The sequence below is a fragment of the Ruegeria sp. HKCCA4812 genome (assembly GCF_013034245.1).
Taxonomy (GTDB): Bacteria; Pseudomonadota; Alphaproteobacteria; order Rhodobacterales; family Rhodobacteraceae; genus Ruegeria.
The window spans coordinates 288,723-303,792 of the sequence record NZ_WQFQ01000002.1; the positions used below are offsets into that span (position 1 = coordinate 288,723).

Genomic DNA, 15,070 nt, shown 5'->3' on the forward strand with positions numbered 1-15,070 from the left:
CGAAGGCGCACAGACTTTACGCCGGGTCCGCGGATCGTTAGCCATGTTGCGACTCGAAAACAAGGACGGTGCCTGATGGAAACCCTTTCGGAAAATGCCTGTTTTGGCGGTGTGCAGGGCGTGTACCGCCACGCTTCCTCGTCGTGCAAGTGTGACATGACTTTTGGCCTGTTTCTTCCAGCCGAGGCCAAGGACGGCCCGGTCCCGGTTCTTTGGTATTTGTCGGGATTGACCTGCACCCATGAAAACGCGATGACCAAAGCCGGGGCTCAGGCGTGGGCCGCGGAACAAGGGATCGCCGTGGTGTTTCCAGATACGTCACCGCGTGGTGACGGCGTCGCAGATCACGAAGATTACGACCTGGGTCAGGGCGCGGGGTTCTATGTGAACGCAACACAGGAACCCTGGGCACCGCATTTTCGGATGTGGGACTATGTCGCCGAAGAGCTGCCCGCCCTGCTGTTCGAAAACTTCGCCATCGACAGCGAACGCCAGGCCATTACGGGCCATTCCATGGGGGGGCACGGCGCCCTGACACTTGCCATGAACCTGCCCGGACGCTTCCGTTCGGTGTCAGCCTTTGCGCCGATCTCGAACCCGACCGGAGCGGATTGGGGCCGCAAACAGCTGAGCGCCTACCTTGGTGACGACGAAGCGCTTTGGTCAAAACACGATGCGTCCTTGTTGATGAAGAAAACCGGCTTCGACGGTCCGATCCTGATCGACACCGGTGCAAACGATCAGTTCATGGATTTTCTGCGCCCCGAAGCGTTGGCGCAAGCCATCGCCGAACGTCGCCAGCAAGCGACGTATCGCTTCCAGCCGGGTTACGATCATTCGTACTTCTTTGTGTCCACGTTTATGGAAGATCACGTCATCTTCCATGCCGAGGCACTATACGGAGACTGAGGGATGAGCAGCTACGATTATGACCTGATCATCATAGGGTCGGGGCCTTCAGGGCGTTCTGCGGCGATTCAGGCAGGCAAACTGAAACGGCGTGTGCTGGTCATCGACCGCAAAGACCGTTTTGGTGGCGTCTCTGTCCACACCGGGACAATTCCGTCCAAGACCTTGCGCGAAACGGTTCTGAACCTGTCGGGCTGGCGCGAGCGCAGCTTTTACGGGCGTTCATACCGGGTAAAGGATCAGATCCGGGCAGAAGACTTGAAAGCCCGCCTGCATATGACCCTCGACCATGAAGTCGATGTGTTGGAGCATCAGTTCAATCGGAACCACGTCGAAACCCTGGACGGTCTGGCCAGATTTGTCGGGCCGCACGAAGTAGAGGTCGCAACCGATGCCGGGGAAACAACGCGTGTGACGGCCGCGAAGTTCCTGATCGCGACAGGTACGAAAACCTATCGACCGGATTATGTCCCGTTCAACGGCAAAACGGTGGTGGACGGTGACGAATTTCTGGAAATGGCTGAGATTCCGCGCTCGTTGGTCGTTATCGGTGCCGGCGTCATTGGCGTGGAATATGCCACGATGTTTTCAGCCCTGGACGTGCGTGTGACGCTGATTGAACCCCGCGACACGTTTTTGGATTTCATCGACAGCCGGCTGATCCACGACTTTACCCATCAGATCCGGGAAAACGGTGTCGACCTGCGTTTGGGCTCGGCTGTCGAGAAAATTGAAGACGCCGGTGAACATGTGGAAGTGACCCTTGAAAACGGTCGCCACGTTCGCGCTGAAATGCTTCTGTTTGCGGCCGGACGCATGGGGGCGACGTCCAAACTCAATCTGGATGCCGTCGGGCTGGAAACAGACCACCGCAACCGGATCAAGGTAGACCGCAAGACATATCAAACGGCGGTGCCGCATATCTATGCCACGGGCGATGTGATCGGACATCCGTCGCTGGCATCGACCTCTTTGCAGCAGGGGCGCGTGGCTGCCTGTCACGCGCTTGAAACGCCCACGCTGCCGGAAAGCCCGTGGTACCCCTATGGCATCTATTCAGTGCCTGAAATATCAACCTGCGGAATGTCGGAAGAAGAATTGCAGGAGCGCAACATCCCCTACGAGGTCGGTGTCGCGCGATTCCGCGAGACGTCACGCGGGCATATCATGGGGCTGGAACACGGCATGTTGAAAATGCTGTTCTCGCTCAAGACCCGCAGAGTGTTGGGTGTCCAGATCGTTGGTGAAGGCGCGACGGAGTTGATCCATATCGCGCAGGCCGTGCTGAACCTGAAAGGTACGGTGGACTACTTCGTTCAGAACACGTTCAACTACCCGACCCTTGCCGAAGCGTATAAAATCGCGGGCCTAGATGCGTTCAACCGCATGCCTATACCCGAGGAATTCAAGGTCAAAAAGAAACCGGTGGAACCAGCAAAGAAAGAGGCAAAAAAGGCGTGACGACGCTGTATGTCGATGGCGATGCCTGTCCCGTAAAAACCGAGGCCGAACGGGTCGCTACGCGGCACAAAGTGCCGATGGCGCTGGTGTCCAATGGCGGGCTTCGTCCATCGGCCAACCCGCTGGTACAGGTCATTGTCGTTTCCGAAGGCGCGGATGAGGCCGACAAATGGATTGCCGAACGCTGTGGAGAAGGGGATGTCGTCATAACGTCTGACATCCCTTTGGCCGCAAAATGCGTCGAAGCGGGCGCACGCGTGCTGCGCCCGAATGGTGAAACCTTCACTGCGGCAAATATTGGCCAACAACTGGCAATGCGTGACTTGATGGCCGATCTGCGCGCGGCCAATCCGTTGGGAACCGGCGGCGGTGGGCGACCCTTCGGCAAAGCCGACCGCTCGCGGTTTCTGGACGCCTTGGAACGGGAAATACGTGCCGCCAGAAAGGGATGATCATTCCTTTTGCCAGATCAAATACTGACCCGAATTCAGAAACGCCCGTTTACAAGTACCTCATTAGAACGCACCCTGTGCTTGAATTCCGATCAGGCTTTTCGAATACGGAGACTGCGTTATGAAAGTACAAGGCACCCATTATCGGTCTATTTGGTGGGACAAACCGGCAGGCGTGGTTCGGATCATCGACCAAAGGTGGTTGCCGCATGATTTTCGGGTCGTAACCCTGAAAACCCTTGATGAATTTGCAGCTGCGATACGGGATATGTGGGTCAGGGGCGCACCCTTGATAGGCGCGACCGCTGCGTTTGGAATTGCCGAGCAGATGTCTCGGGACAGCTCCGAAGCCTCCTTTGATGCCGCGTATGACGTTTTGCATGCAACCCGACCCACGGCAATCAACCTGCGCTGGGCATTGGACAGATGCCGAGAAGCGCTGATGCCGCTTGCTCCGGGTGACCGTGCCGAGCGCGCCTGGTCGCTGGCGCAAGAGATTGCAGACGAAGATGTCGAGATCAACGCCGCAATCGGCCGGCACGGGTTGGAACTGATCAAGGATATAGCGGCCCGAAAACCCGCCGGAGAACCGGTTCGGTTGCTGACGCATTGCAATGCGGGATGGCTGGCGACTGTGGATTGGGGCACGGCCACAAGCCCGATGTATCACGCACATGACGCGGGCATCCCCTTGCACGTCTGGGTGGATGAAACCAGACCACGCAACCAGGGAGCGCTGACATCCTGGGAATTGGGCGAACATGGAATTCCACATCGTTACATCGTGGACAATGCCGGCGGTCATTTGATGCAGCACGGCCTGGTTGATTTGGTGATTACGGGCACGGACCGAACCACGGCCCAAGGTGATGTTTGCAACAAGATCGGGACCTATCTGAAAGCTTTGGCTGCGCGGGACAACGGTGTGCCGTTTTATGTCGCCCTGCCCTCTCCTACGATTGACTGGACCGTTCGCGACGGTGTGGCCGAAATCCCGATCGAAGAACGTGATTCCAGGGAAGTCTCCCATGTCATGGGGGTTGATGGGCAGGGGAACATCTCGGATGTACGCGTGACGCCAGATGGCACGGAAGGTGGCAATCCTGCCTTTGATGTCACCCCAAACCGGCTGGTGACGGGGCTTATCACCGAGCGCGGCGTCAGCGAGGCGTCTGCTGACGGGCTTGCCCGGTTGTTTCCCGAACGGGCTGGTTAACATTTTGTTTATCACAGTCCTGAATTGTGCAATCGCCCCCGCGGATCATGCACCCGCTTAACTTGCTGAGAATGAATGATGATTGAAAACTGGTACAGGGCCGACGAGGCACGGAAATGGCGTGACCGGGCCGGAACAGACCCCGCGGATCAGGAACTGGGCGAACGTGTCTATACCTCGCGGCTGATCGGTCAGAACCCGGACCTCCTGATGCACGGAGGAGGCAACACGTCGGTCAAACTGGAACGCCCTGATCTGTTCGGTGATCCGCAGCGCGTTCTGCATGTCAAGGGATCTGGGTGGGATCTGGACAGCATCGAGGCACCGGGCCTGCCGGGCGTGTGGCTTGATCCTTTGATGAAACTGCGCGCATTGGACCATCTGTCAGATGCGCAGATGGTCAATGTTCAGCGCGCCAATCTGTTGGATTCGGGTTCTCCGAACCCCTCTGTGGAAACTCTGTTGCATGCATTTCTGCCGCACAAATATGTGGATCATACGCATGCGACACCCTTTCTGGTGCTCGCCAATCTGCCAAATGCCGAGGAAGTCTGCCGCGAGATTTTTGGCGACCGACTGGGCATTGTGCCCTATATCATGCCTGGCTTCGGGCTGGCCAAAAAGGCGGCCGAGGTATTTGACGAAAACCCGAATGTCGAAGGGCTTCTGCTGCTTCAGCACGGGCATTTCACGTTCGGCGTGTCGGCGCAGGAAAGCTATGACCGGATTGTGGCGCATACCAACGAGGTTGCTGCCTATTTCGGAATGAAGGACCTGACGACAATTGGCCGTCGCGATCCAGCTGAGAATCTTGAGGTATTGCCGATCCTGCGCGGGGTCATCGCCGAAGTGGCGGCCCAACGGGATGACCCGATGCCGGTTTTTGACCTCCGCAACGGGCCGGATGTCATGCAGTTTTTCGATCGTCCGGATATTGACTCATTGGCCCAGCGGGGCATGGCGTCACCGGATCACGTGTTGCGGACGAAAGGATGCCCGATTGTATTGCGCGCGTCGGATTTGTCTGGGGGGCGGTCGCGGATCAAGGCAAAGGTCGAAGAGTTTGCCAAAGACTATCGGGCGTATTTTGAACGGCAGGCGCCGCAGGCCGACGAACCCAAGAAACTACTGCCCCAAGACCCCAAGCATGCCTGGATCGAGGGCGTGGGGATCCTGGGAATGGGCCCGAACGCAAAGGCTGCCTCGGCGGCGGCGGATCTTGCGGAACAAAACCTGCGGGTTCGAACAGTGGGCGAAGACGCGGGCGGTTTTTTTCCCATCAATGAAAAAGATCGCTTTGATTGTGAATACTGGTCCTTGGAACAGGCGAAGCTGGGCAAAAGCTCACCACCTCCGCTTCAGGGCAAGATTGTGATGGTGACCGGCGGTGCAGGGGCGATAGGTTTGGCCACCGCCAAGGCCTTTGCTAACGCTGGTGCAAATGTCGTTCTGGTGGACCGGGATGAACGGGCGTTGGCCGAAGCCAAATCGACACTTGGCACATGGCATTCCACATATGCCTGCGACGTAACCGAGAGAGGCGCCGCAGATGCCGCGATTGCGGCGGCGATACACCGGTTTGGTGGAATCGATGTAATGGTATCGAATGCCGGGTCGGCGACTTCGGGCGCTTTGCTGGATCTTGGTGACGACGAGTTCCGCGCGGCTTTTGAACTGAATTTCTTCGCGCACAAGGCATTTGCGACACAGGCTGCCCGAGTGATGCAAGCTCAGGGCCGCGGCGGTCAGATCCTGTTCAATATCTCCAAACAGGCGATCAACCCGGGGCGGAACATGGGGGCTTACGGCACGCCAAAAGCCGCCACCCTGTTCCTATTGCGCCAGTTGACGCTTGAATTGGCCGAATATGGAATCCGTGTGAACGGGGTGAATGCAGACCGAATTCGGTCTGGCCTGCTGACGGATGGGTTCATTCAGGAACGCGCTGCCGCACGTGGCGTTTCCGAGGAGACCTATATGTCAGGCAACCTGCTGGGCCGCGAAGTCGAGGCGAAGCATGTCGCGAACGCCTTTGTTGCGCTGGCGCTGATGGAACGCACCACCGGTCATGTCGTTACGGTGGATGGCGGCAATACCGAGGCCGAACTTCGGTAACGCCTTTGCCCGATTGGTTCCCTGCCTGTGGCGTATCGATGTGCCTCAGGCAGGAACTGCTGTTCGGTTCTCACGGATCGGCAGGTGGACTATGGCGCTGAAGGCACCGATCGCGACCCCGATCCACCAAACCATGTTGTAGTCGCCATACTGGTCATACATGCGTCCGCCAAGCCAGACGCCCAGGAAACTGCCGATCTGGTGGCTCAAGAAGATAAAACCATAGAGCGTTCCCATATAACGCAGACCGTATAGATGCGCGACGAGCCCCGAAGTCAGCGGCACGGTGGCCAGCCAAAGCGATCCCATCACCAGCGAGAACACGATGACCGTAAAGGGTGTGATCGGGAACACGATGAACAAAGCCGCAGCAATCGTCCGGCCCGTATAAACTGCGGCCAGAAGGTACTTTTTCGGAAAGTGGTTGCCGGCCCAACCCGCCAGTAGCGTGCCGCCGATATTGGCCAGACCGATCAAGGAAATCGACACCGCACCAAGTGCGGATGTGGAGGTGATCCCGATGGAATGCAGTACGCCTACGGGCTGGATTGGTCCACACATCTCGGTCACGAAAGCCGGGAAATGCGCGGTGATGAAGCCCAGTTGGTATCCGCAGCTGAAAAAACCCAGAAATATCAGCGCATAGGAAGGGTCGCGGAACGCCTTGCCCAGAATCTCGCTCATGCTTTCTTGCATCTCTGCCTTCGAAACGGGCTGGGGTGCGCGCATGAAGGGCAAGGTCAGCACAAGGGCAAGAATTGCCGCGGCGAACACGACAAAAACCTGCTGCCAAGGCAGGAAAGTCAGTAGCCATTCAGCGGTCGGCGCCCCTAGAACCTGCCCAAAGCTGCCCGCAGCGGTAACGATGGCCAGCGACATGGACCGGTTTTCATCGGTGGACGCGCGTCCGACAACCGCCAGAACCACACCAAACCCGGTCCCGGCGATGCCGAAACCCACCAGCCACGCGTATATCTGATGCTCGAACGGCGTAACGGACCACGCCGTCAGCACCATGCCAGCCGCGTAAGTGAGAGCGCCGAGGATGATGGCTCGGCGGTCGCCCACCTTTTCGGCAATCGCAGCAAAGATCGGCTGCCCGATGCCCCAGGCCAGATTCTGAATTGCAATCGCCATCGAGAAATCGGTCCGCAGCCAGCCGAACTCATCGGCTATCGGAATCTGGAATACGCCGAACGACGCACGAATAGCGAAGCTGACCGTGATGATGATACATCCGACAATCAGAATCGGATTCAACAAGCGGGCGGATTGAGACATGGGACCTCAGGCGTTACGTCCGAAGGACCGTATTACTTTTGGTGTCACCGTCAATTCAGCAGATTTGCGGTCACGGATAAACAAAATTGATGTGTCGCCAAAAATGGCTTCTTTTCAACGGCCGAGACGACGGGTAAGGCTCGGATTCATGACGGATCTTATTTCGCTTTACGAGGCCCGCATTGCGGACGGAACGCTGACACGCGACGACGCGCAAGAGGCCGTTCTGCCCCAATTCGAACGCATCCGGGCGGCGCTGTCCAAGCCGGTAAAACGAGGGCTCTTTCGCAAGGCGCCTCCGCCACCCAAAGGACTGTACCTGTGGGGCGGTGTCGGGCGTGGGAAATCCATGCTGATGGACATGTTCGTCGATACGCTGGGCAATATCCCAGCACGGCGCGTGCATTTTCACGCTTTCATGCAGGAGATTCACGCTGGAATGCACAAGGCCCGGCAACAGAATGTCGAGGATGCCCTGGCACCGGTGGCGCAGCAGGTGGTCAATTCAGTTCGCTTGCTCGCGTTTGACGAAATGCAGATCACCGACATTACGGACGCAATGATTGTCGGGCGGCTGTTTGACTTGTTGCACGAGGGCGGCGTGGTCGTGGTTACCACGTCGAACAGGCATCCCGACGATCTGTACAAGGATGGGCTGAACCGGCAGCTGTTCCTGCCCTTCATCGCCCATATCAAAGAGCAGTTGCAGGTGTGGGAATTGGTGTCGCCCACGGACTATCGGCAGAATCGGTTGGAGGGTGCCCCGGTCTATTTCACTCCGATTGGCCCAGAAGCCCGGCAGAAGATCAGAGAGGTCTGGACAGATCTTGCCGGTGGACCCGCTGATCCGCTTGTGTTGCACGTCAAAGGCCGGGCCGTTGAATTGCCCGCGTTTCGCAACGGGGTGGCGCGGGCTTCATTCTATGATCTGTGTGGCCGCATGCTTGGGCCGGGTGATTATCTGGCGATCGCTGAAGAGGTAAAGGTGCTGGTGCTTGAGGACATCCCGCGCCTGTCGCGCAACAATTTCAACGAGGCCAAGCGTTTTGTCACCCTAATTGATGCGCTTTACGAAGCCAGGGTGCGTTTGATCTGTTCGGCTGCGGCGGAACCCGAGATGCTGTATGTCGAAGGTGAAGGAACCTTCGAATTTGAACGCACGGCATCGCGCCTGCGGGAAATGCAGGATCAGGATTGGGGGCGACAGGGGCGCTGATCCGCCCGTATCGCCCGCGCCCTATCCAAGACAGTGTCAGCCAGATCATGAGGCTGGAACGCGCCTACGCGTTTTCTTGCAGAATTTTTCCAGCCAGATAGAGCGAGCCGCAGATCAGAACGCGCGCCTGCGGGTCATTGTCCGCGATCACTTTCAATGCGTCCGATACGCTGTCAGCAGTGGATGCGGGAAGGTTGACCCTGGCCGCAGCCGCGGCGGTTTCTTCCGCGCTGAGTGTTGCGGTCTCACCCGGAATGGATACGGCTGTCAGACTTGTCGCTTTCTCGGCCAGAGGTGCAAGATACCCTGTCACATCCTTGGTGTTGAGCATGCCGCAGATCATGTGCGTGGGTTTTTGCGGCAGGTTCGTCAGCACGTCCGCCAACGCGATTCCGGCGGCGGCGTTGTGACCACCATCCAGCCAAATCTCGGCCTGCGGCGCCTGATCGACGAGCGGGCCGGATTTCAGACGCTGCATTCGCGCCGGCCATTCGGCCTTGGTCACGGCAGCTTCGTATGCGTCGTCGCCCATGTTCAGATGGCGCAGAACCGCCAACGCCGCGCCCGCATTCTGAATCTGATGTGCGCCCAGAAGGTTGGGCAGAGGCACATCCCGCAAACCGGTTTCGTCCTGATAGATCAGACGCCCGTTTTCTTCCTGCACGTGCCAGTGCTGACCATGAACCAACAAAGGCGCACCCAATCGGGCGGCCGTGTATTCGATGACCTCAAGCGCTTCGTCCTGTTGCGGGCCGACAATGCACGGAACGCCGGGCTTGATGATGCCCGCTTTTTCCGCCGCGATCTTGCCCAAAGTATCACCCAGGAACTGTTCATGGTCGATGGATACGGGGGTAATAACCGTGACGGCCGGGTTTTCAATCACGTTTGTGGCGTCCAGACGCCCGCCCAGCCCGACCTCGAGCAATGTGAAATCTGCCTTGGCGCGGGCAAAGGCCAACAGGGCGGCGCATGTGGTGATCTCGAAATAAGTGATGTTTTCGCCGCCATTCGCAGCGTAGCATTCATCCAGAACCGCCGTCAGTTCTGGCTCCGAGATCAGCTCTCCGGCCAATCGAATACGTTCATGAAAACGGGCCAGATGCGGCGAGGTATAGGCATGTACCGAGCGCCCCGCCCCTTCCAGCCCCGCTCTGATCATCGCCTGAGTCGAGCCCTTGCCGTTGGTTCCGGCAATATGGATGACCGGCGGCAATTTCAGCTGCGGATTGTCCAATGCCGCCAGCAGACGCCAGACACGGTCCAAGGTCAGATCAATGATCTTGGGGTGCAGCGCCATCATCCGGTCGAGGATGGCGTCGGACGTCTTGGCCGTCATTTCTGATCTGTCTCTTCGGCGGGGGCCTCGATTGCGTCGGTTGGTTCCGGTGCAGGCAGATCGCCCTTGATCGCCGGCGGCAGATTCATCAGCATCCGCGTGATGGTAATCAGTTCATCGCGCATTTCGGTACGTCTGGTGACACGGTCCAGCATCCCGTGATCCAGCAGGTATTCGGCGCGTTGAAAGCCTTCGGGCAGTTTTTCGCGGATCGTCTGCTCAATCACGCGAGGCCCGGCAAAGCAGATCAGCGCATTGGGTTCCGAGATATGGACATCGCCCAGCATCGCATAAGACGCAGTAACGCCACCGGTTGTCGGATGAGTCAGTACCACGATATATGGCAGGTTGGCTTCTTTCAGCATCTCGACTGCCACAGTGGTGCGCGGCATCTGCATCAGGCTGAGGATACCTTCCTGCATACGGGCGCCACCGGCCGCCGAGAACAGGATCAGCGGCCGTTTGAGTTTTACCGCCTCCTGCGCGGCGGCGATGATCGCGTTGCCGACATACATGCCCATCGATCCGCCCATGAACGAAAAGTCCTGCGCGGCGGCCACAATGGGGGTGCGGCCAATTTCACCCAAGGCAACCAGCATGGCTTCCTTTTCGCCGGTCTTCTTCTGCGCTGCTTTCATGCGGTCGGGGTATTTCTTCTGATCGCGGAATTGCAACGGGTCGTCTTTTGGCGCGGGTACTTCAAGTTCGGTAAAGATGCCGCCGTCAAACAAGTGCTTGAACCGCTCTCGCGGTGTGATCGCCATGTGGTGGTCGCACTGTGTGCAGACATTCTGGTTTTCCGCCAGCTCGCGATGGAACAGCATCGTTCCGCATTCGTCGCATTTGTGCCAGAGGTTTTCAGGCACTTCGCGGCGTGAGAAGATCGAGTTGATCCGGGGGCGGACGTAGTTTGTGATCCAGTTCATGTCGGAACCTTGGCTTGTGCGGTGTTGACGTCAAATAGGACGCCACGGAAGGAATTGCAATCAACGCCTGAGCGCAAGTCGCGCGGTCAGCCAGCAAACGAACATCACGGCAAGGTCCACCAGAAGCCAGGGACGAAGCTGTTCGGCGTCGGATGCATCAAACGGAAGGGTGAACAGCGCCAGCCCGTTCAGATTGTCGGGCAACGAGATGAACAGCAACGCTATGATGTTGTTGAAAAAATGCAAGGCGATAGCTGGCCCCAATGTTCCGGTCCGTGCCGTCAGGTCCGATGTCAGCAGACCGAAAACGCAAGCCCACAGCGCAATCAGCAACGCGTTGTCGCCGGCCATGTCCGGTGTGTAATGTCCAATTGCAAACAGGATGGATGGCACCCCCATCCAGATGACAGGCGATCGAAATCTGGCTGCCAGGGTTTGCTGAATATAGCCTCTGAACAACAGTTCTTCGGCGCTGGTCTGCACCAGAACAACCAAGGCCGAAACCGGCAAAAGAAGAAGCCAGGTTGACAATGGCAGGTTCTGCGACAGAGATCCGCCAAAGCCATAAGGCGGCAGCAGGAACCCGACAGCGCCCAAAATAAGCAGTGCTTTCAACACTTTGAGGAATTGGCCCGCAGCCAATCGGTACCCGCCCACGATGGACACCAAAGACCTGTGCTGAACCTGCCGCGCGGCGACGGCCACGCCCAGAATGATGAATCCGAAACTGGCCAACAGCAACAGCAACGCGAGGGGTGAACCGCCCAACAGAAGCGTCTGCGCCCAGCTTTCCGGACCCATCCCGGCAACCACGGTAAAAAACACCATGTTCAGAACGCTGACCAGCACGGCAACCAGCAAGAGCCCCAGCAACAGGCGCCAGATTTCCGGTTTGCCGCGTGCGGTTTCGACCAGATGGTCATGAGCGGAATATGCTTTAGGCATTTTTACCCGTGCTTTCCTGTTTCGCCTGATCCGAAATGGTCGGGAGCAGCTCCTCGGGGTTCTGCGCCGCATTGATTCTTGTGGACAACGTAGTCAGATACCCTGCAACAGTCTGTAGCAATTGCGTAGCAACCGAAGCGTCGCTTTCGACCACGGCACGCAGTTCCTCGGCGCCGATACGCAGGAACCTGCAATCTTCGGTGGCGACCAGATCCAGTTGTCTGGGCTCTCCTGTTATGATCGAGAGATCGCCGATCAGTCGCCCGGGTTCGATGATCGAGATCGGGCGTTTTTGTCCATCATCCGTGGGCCAGTCAAGCCTGGCCTGCCCTGAGACGCACAGATACGCCGCGTCGGGCGCCTGACCACGCGAGAAGATGACTTGCCCGGCTGCTGCTTCGTACCACTGCGCTGAGAAAGCCAGCAGCCGCTGGTTGCGGCCATCCACGCCGGAAAACAACTCGGTCGCCGAAATGATCTCGAGCTTGCGGCTCAGATCGTCCGACGTGCTGTCTTCTTGCGGGGATTTGGATCGTGACACACCATCGATACGACCATCCTTGATTTCCACAAACAGATCATACGCTTCGGGATGTGCAAAGTGATCTTCCATAAAGATCATAATGGAATCCGGCAACAATTCCCGCAGTTTCAGGCGGGTGCGCAACCGGCTTTCGGAATCGTGACTTGCCAGGGCCCTGTCCAGAATCAGGACGTCAGGCCGTTTGATGCCTGCGCGTGAGAATGCAGCCCGCTCTTGAAAGACGGTCGGCAGATTGTTCCCGCCCAGGCCTGCTGGCAGATCGTAGATGATGGCAGCTGCACGGCGTCGCAGGCCGGCTTCGTTCATGGCTTCGGCCACAACGTCTTCTATTTCGTCCGCGTGTGCACCGGCCATCAACGACACCCGGCCGTAGATCGCATTTTCCATCACGGTCAGACGTGGCACATAGATGTCCGGCGCAACTGACATGAACATGCCACCCATCGCATCCCGCAGCCGCTTGGCCTGGCTTTTTCGGATGGCAAGTATCTTTTCCTTATATTCTTCCGGGAAGTTTGGGCCGATCTGCTCGGCCGTCAACAGGAACGGTACCGTCAATAGCAATGCGCGCTCCTGGTCGCTCACGGCCATATCACCCTTGGCTTTGCGCCGTTCTTCGATATCCAGCAATTTGTGATACATATCCTTGGACATGCCAAGCCTCAGGAAAAGCAAGTGATCCGCCCCGTCCCGCCCGAAGGTCTTGCTGAGCGTGTCCATGACGGCCTGAGAGATGCTGATCACGTCGTCAACCAGATCATGGGCCCTGAGCATCTGAACGAACCGTTCGTCACCCGCCAATATATCCGGAGAAATGTCCTTGGATGGCGCCGCGAACAACAGGTTTCCGCCCAGCGGAACTGCCGGGTTAAAGCGATCAGGGTCGAACCGGTACACATATCGATCAAGCCCCTTTTCTGCCAGGCGCTTGGCGATGGTCCCTCGTAAATTGACAACTTCCTGTGCCAGAACCGGGTGAATTTCCGGGTCGAACTGCGTACGCAAAGTGCGGCGGAACATGAACTCGTCGATACCCATCGCTTCCACCAGCTGGAACCACCAGTCACGTATGTCGTCGATATCGTCAAGACCGGCGAGGCCCGGGTCAATCCATTCATCGTCCAGAGAATCCGGTGAATTGCCTGCACGAACAGCTTCGATCTGCCACCGCGTCGGGGCCTTGAGCGTATCTGCTTGATGTCGTGGATGCGTGCGCAAAGGCATCATGAGGTTGTCGCCCAATGTCCCGTCAAACAGGTAAGGGCGCGAATAGGCATAGCCGATCCGGGCCGCGATGACGGCCTGATGCAGACCCCGCAGATTATGCCCGGCTATGATCACCTCACCCTGAGCCGGCAACACCTCTCGAGTCAAAAGCTGACCCAACGCGCTGCGTTCCGACGCCTGTCCAGACTGAATTGCGACGCGCGCGCCGCGCGGAATGGTCAGATCGAGATCTTCGAGAACAGTTTTACCATCGCTATCGCGAACTGTCACATTTTGCAGCTCTATGTCGCCAGTCAGACGCGGGATGGTTTCAGGCTCACCCTCGAATAGTTCTTCCGGTATCATGTTGTCCGGCGCAAATCTCTCGGTGACGATTTCCCACCGCAAAGACATGTCCTGTACCTGATTGTAATAGGTCAGCAGATCCTTCCATGGGCCGCTCAGATCCTTGTAGGCGCCCAACGCGGCAACCAGCGCACCGACGGTCACCTCGCCAGTGATCGCCAGATATCCACCCACTGAATAAAACAGGAAGGGTGTCATCTGAGTTATCAGGTTGTTGAGGAACTTCATGAAGAATTTTTTGTTGTAGATCTTAAAACGGATCTCGAACAGTTTCCCCAGCCGATGGCTGAATTGCGCAAGGCGATAGCGCCACCCTCCGTTGGTACGCAGATCGCTGATACCCGCCGCAGTTTCGCCGATCTCTGAGCTCAGACGTCGAACTTCCTGAATGCGGTCCTTGTTCAGAAGGTTGATTTGCCGCTGAAGCTTGGGGATCAGCCAGGCCTGAAGCGGGATCAGCGCGATACTGGCAAGTCCGAACCAAACGCTTTGCATGAACAGGAAGGTGACGATCGTCATCATCTGGCCGAACTGGAAAACCGGCTGCGCGATGGCATCCCCCATCAGGCCACCCATCGGTTCGGCCTCGGACGTGATCATCGATACCAGCTCACCCTGGCTGGTGGTCGCAAAATAGGATTTCGGAAACCGCATCGACCGTTGGATCAACGTATAGCGCAGGCGCCGCAGCATGCGCTCGGCTAGGACGCCCTTCATCGTATTGATGCGCATCTTCATGACACCGCTCGCGATCACCGTCGCCAGAAATGCAACGCACAGTATCATCAGATACTGAACCTGCGTCACGGTGAAGTTCCAGATGGTTACCGTGTCACCCGGCGCGCCGATTGCGTCGTTGATGATTTGTTTGGGCAGTTCCAGCGAGGCGTAAAGAAACGGGAACGACAGGACCGTCAGCAGAAGAAGAACAAGTTGCTGTTTCTTCGAATATTTCCAAATGAAGGCAAATAAAGTGGACTCCATAACCTGGCCTTGTCATGCGCTAAACTGTTGTGTGGCTGTTCTTGGGATGACCCACTTTGCAGGAGCCAAACGGTAAGCACTGACCCGGTACATTGCAAGAATAGACCGGT

Annotated in this window: 11 protein-coding genes; 6 read left to right on the plus strand and 5 right to left on the minus strand. The window is 57.6% G+C overall.

What is annotated here, in order from left to right; all coding sequences use genetic code 11:
* Nucleotides 1-75: 75 nt before the first annotated feature.
* The 5 genes from fghA to GOW04_RS08810 all read left to right on the plus strand — a co-directional run bounded on the left by fghA (nt 76) and on the right by GOW04_RS08810 (nt 6,153).
* On the plus strand, nt 76-909 hold the full coding sequence (fghA, locus tag GOW04_RS08790; RefSeq protein WP_152460209.1) for an S-formylglutathione hydrolase: 834 nt from the start codon (nt 76-78) through the stop codon (nt 907-909).
* 3 nt (nt 910-912) lie between these two features.
* A complete protein-coding gene (gene sthA / locus GOW04_RS08795) occupies nt 913-2,370 on the plus strand; it encodes a Si-specific NAD(P)(+) transhydrogenase (protein ID WP_152460208.1) in 1,458 nt (485 codons plus the stop codon).
* Entirely contained in the window at nt 2,367-2,822 is a 456-nt protein-coding gene (locus GOW04_RS08800) for a YaiI/YqxD family protein (protein ID WP_171232267.1), read from the plus strand. Before sthA ends, GOW04_RS08800 begins: the two co-directional genes overlap by 4 nt.
* Nucleotides 2,823-2,943: 121 nt before the next feature.
* Nucleotides 2,944-4,038 (plus strand): S-methyl-5-thioribose-1-phosphate isomerase, encoded by a 1,095-nt coding sequence (gene mtnA / locus GOW04_RS08805; protein ID WP_171232268.1) that lies wholly within the window; start codon nt 2,944-2,946, stop codon nt 4,036-4,038.
* A gap of 75 nt (nt 4,039-4,113) precedes the next feature.
* Nucleotides 4,114-6,153: a bifunctional aldolase/short-chain dehydrogenase gene (locus tag GOW04_RS08810; RefSeq protein WP_217356910.1), complete on the plus strand. Its 2,040-nt coding sequence runs from the start codon at nt 4,114-4,116 to the stop codon at nt 6,151-6,153.
* A gap of 45 nt (nt 6,154-6,198) precedes the next feature.
* Here GOW04_RS08810 and GOW04_RS08815 read toward each other — a convergent pair whose 3' ends face one another.
* Complete coding sequence (locus GOW04_RS08815) at nt 6,199-7,434, minus strand: MFS transporter (protein ID WP_171232269.1); 1,236 nt, start codon at nt 7,432-7,434, stop codon at nt 6,199-6,201.
* Between the two features lie 148 nt (nt 7,435-7,582).
* On the opposite strand from GOW04_RS08815, the gene zapE reads away from it, so the two are divergent.
* Entirely contained in the window at nt 7,583-8,650 is a 1,068-nt protein-coding gene (gene zapE, locus GOW04_RS08820; RefSeq protein WP_171232270.1) for a cell division protein ZapE, read from the plus strand.
* 64 nt (nt 8,651-8,714) lie between these two features.
* On the opposite strand, the gene GOW04_RS08825 is transcribed toward zapE, so the two are convergent.
* From GOW04_RS08825 to GOW04_RS08840, 4 genes are read right to left on the minus strand one after another with little or no spacing between them, the layout of a single operon-like run.
* A complete protein-coding gene (locus GOW04_RS08825) occupies nt 8,715-9,989 on the minus strand; it encodes a folylpolyglutamate synthase/dihydrofolate synthase family protein (protein WP_171232271.1) in 1,275 nt (424 codons plus the stop codon).
* Nucleotides 9,986-10,915 carry an acetyl-CoA carboxylase, carboxyltransferase subunit beta gene (accD, locus tag GOW04_RS08830; RefSeq protein WP_171205075.1) on the minus strand — a complete coding sequence of 310 codons (930 nt, stop codon included), beginning with the start codon at nt 10,913-10,915 and terminating at the stop codon, nt 9,986-9,988. Before accD ends, GOW04_RS08825 begins: the two co-directional genes overlap by 4 nt.
* Nucleotides 10,916-10,975: 60 nt before the next feature.
* On the minus strand, nt 10,976-11,860 hold the full coding sequence (locus GOW04_RS08835; RefSeq protein ID WP_171232272.1) for a CPBP family intramembrane glutamic endopeptidase: 885 nt from the start codon (nt 11,858-11,860) through the stop codon (nt 10,976-10,978).
* Nucleotides 11,853-14,960, minus strand: a complete 3,108-nt coding sequence (locus GOW04_RS08840; protein ID WP_171232273.1) for an ABC transporter transmembrane domain-containing protein — start codon at nt 14,958-14,960, stop codon at nt 11,853-11,855. The genes GOW04_RS08835 and GOW04_RS08840 overlap by 8 nt, the downstream gene beginning before the upstream one ends.
* Nucleotides 14,961-15,070 lie beyond the last annotated feature (110 nt).

Bases quoted from the DNA above. Each gene is read 5' to 3' on its own strand.
- GOW04_RS08825 (WP_171232271.1), bottom strand. From the start codon at position 9,989: ATGACGGCCAAGACGTCCGACGCCATCCTCGACCGGATGATGGCGCTG.
- accD (WP_171205075.1), bottom strand. From the start codon at position 10,915: ATGAACTGGATCACAAACTACGTCCGCCCCCGGATCAACTCGATCTTC.
- GOW04_RS08835 (WP_171232272.1), bottom strand. From the start codon at position 11,860: ATGCCTAAAGCATATTCCGCTCATGACCATCTGGTCGAAACCGCACGC.
- GOW04_RS08815 (WP_171232269.1), bottom strand. From the start codon at position 7,434: ATGTCTCAATCCGCCCGCTTGTTGAATCCGATTCTGATTGTCGGATGT.
- GOW04_RS08840 (WP_171232273.1), bottom strand. From the start codon at position 14,960: ATGGAGTCCACTTTATTTGCCTTCATTTGGAAATATTCGAAGAAACAG.
- fghA (WP_152460209.1), top strand. From the start codon at position 76: ATGGAAACCCTTTCGGAAAATGCCTGTTTTGGCGGTGTGCAGGGCGTG.
- sthA (WP_152460208.1), top strand. From the start codon at position 913: ATGAGCAGCTACGATTATGACCTGATCATCATAGGGTCGGGGCCTTCA.
- mtnA (WP_171232268.1), top strand. From the start codon at position 2,944: ATGAAAGTACAAGGCACCCATTATCGGTCTATTTGGTGGGACAAACCG.
- GOW04_RS08810 (WP_217356910.1), top strand. From the start codon at position 4,114: ATGATGATTGAAAACTGGTACAGGGCCGACGAGGCACGGAAATGGCGT.
- zapE (WP_171232270.1), top strand. From the start codon at position 7,583: ATGACGGATCTTATTTCGCTTTACGAGGCCCGCATTGCGGACGGAACG.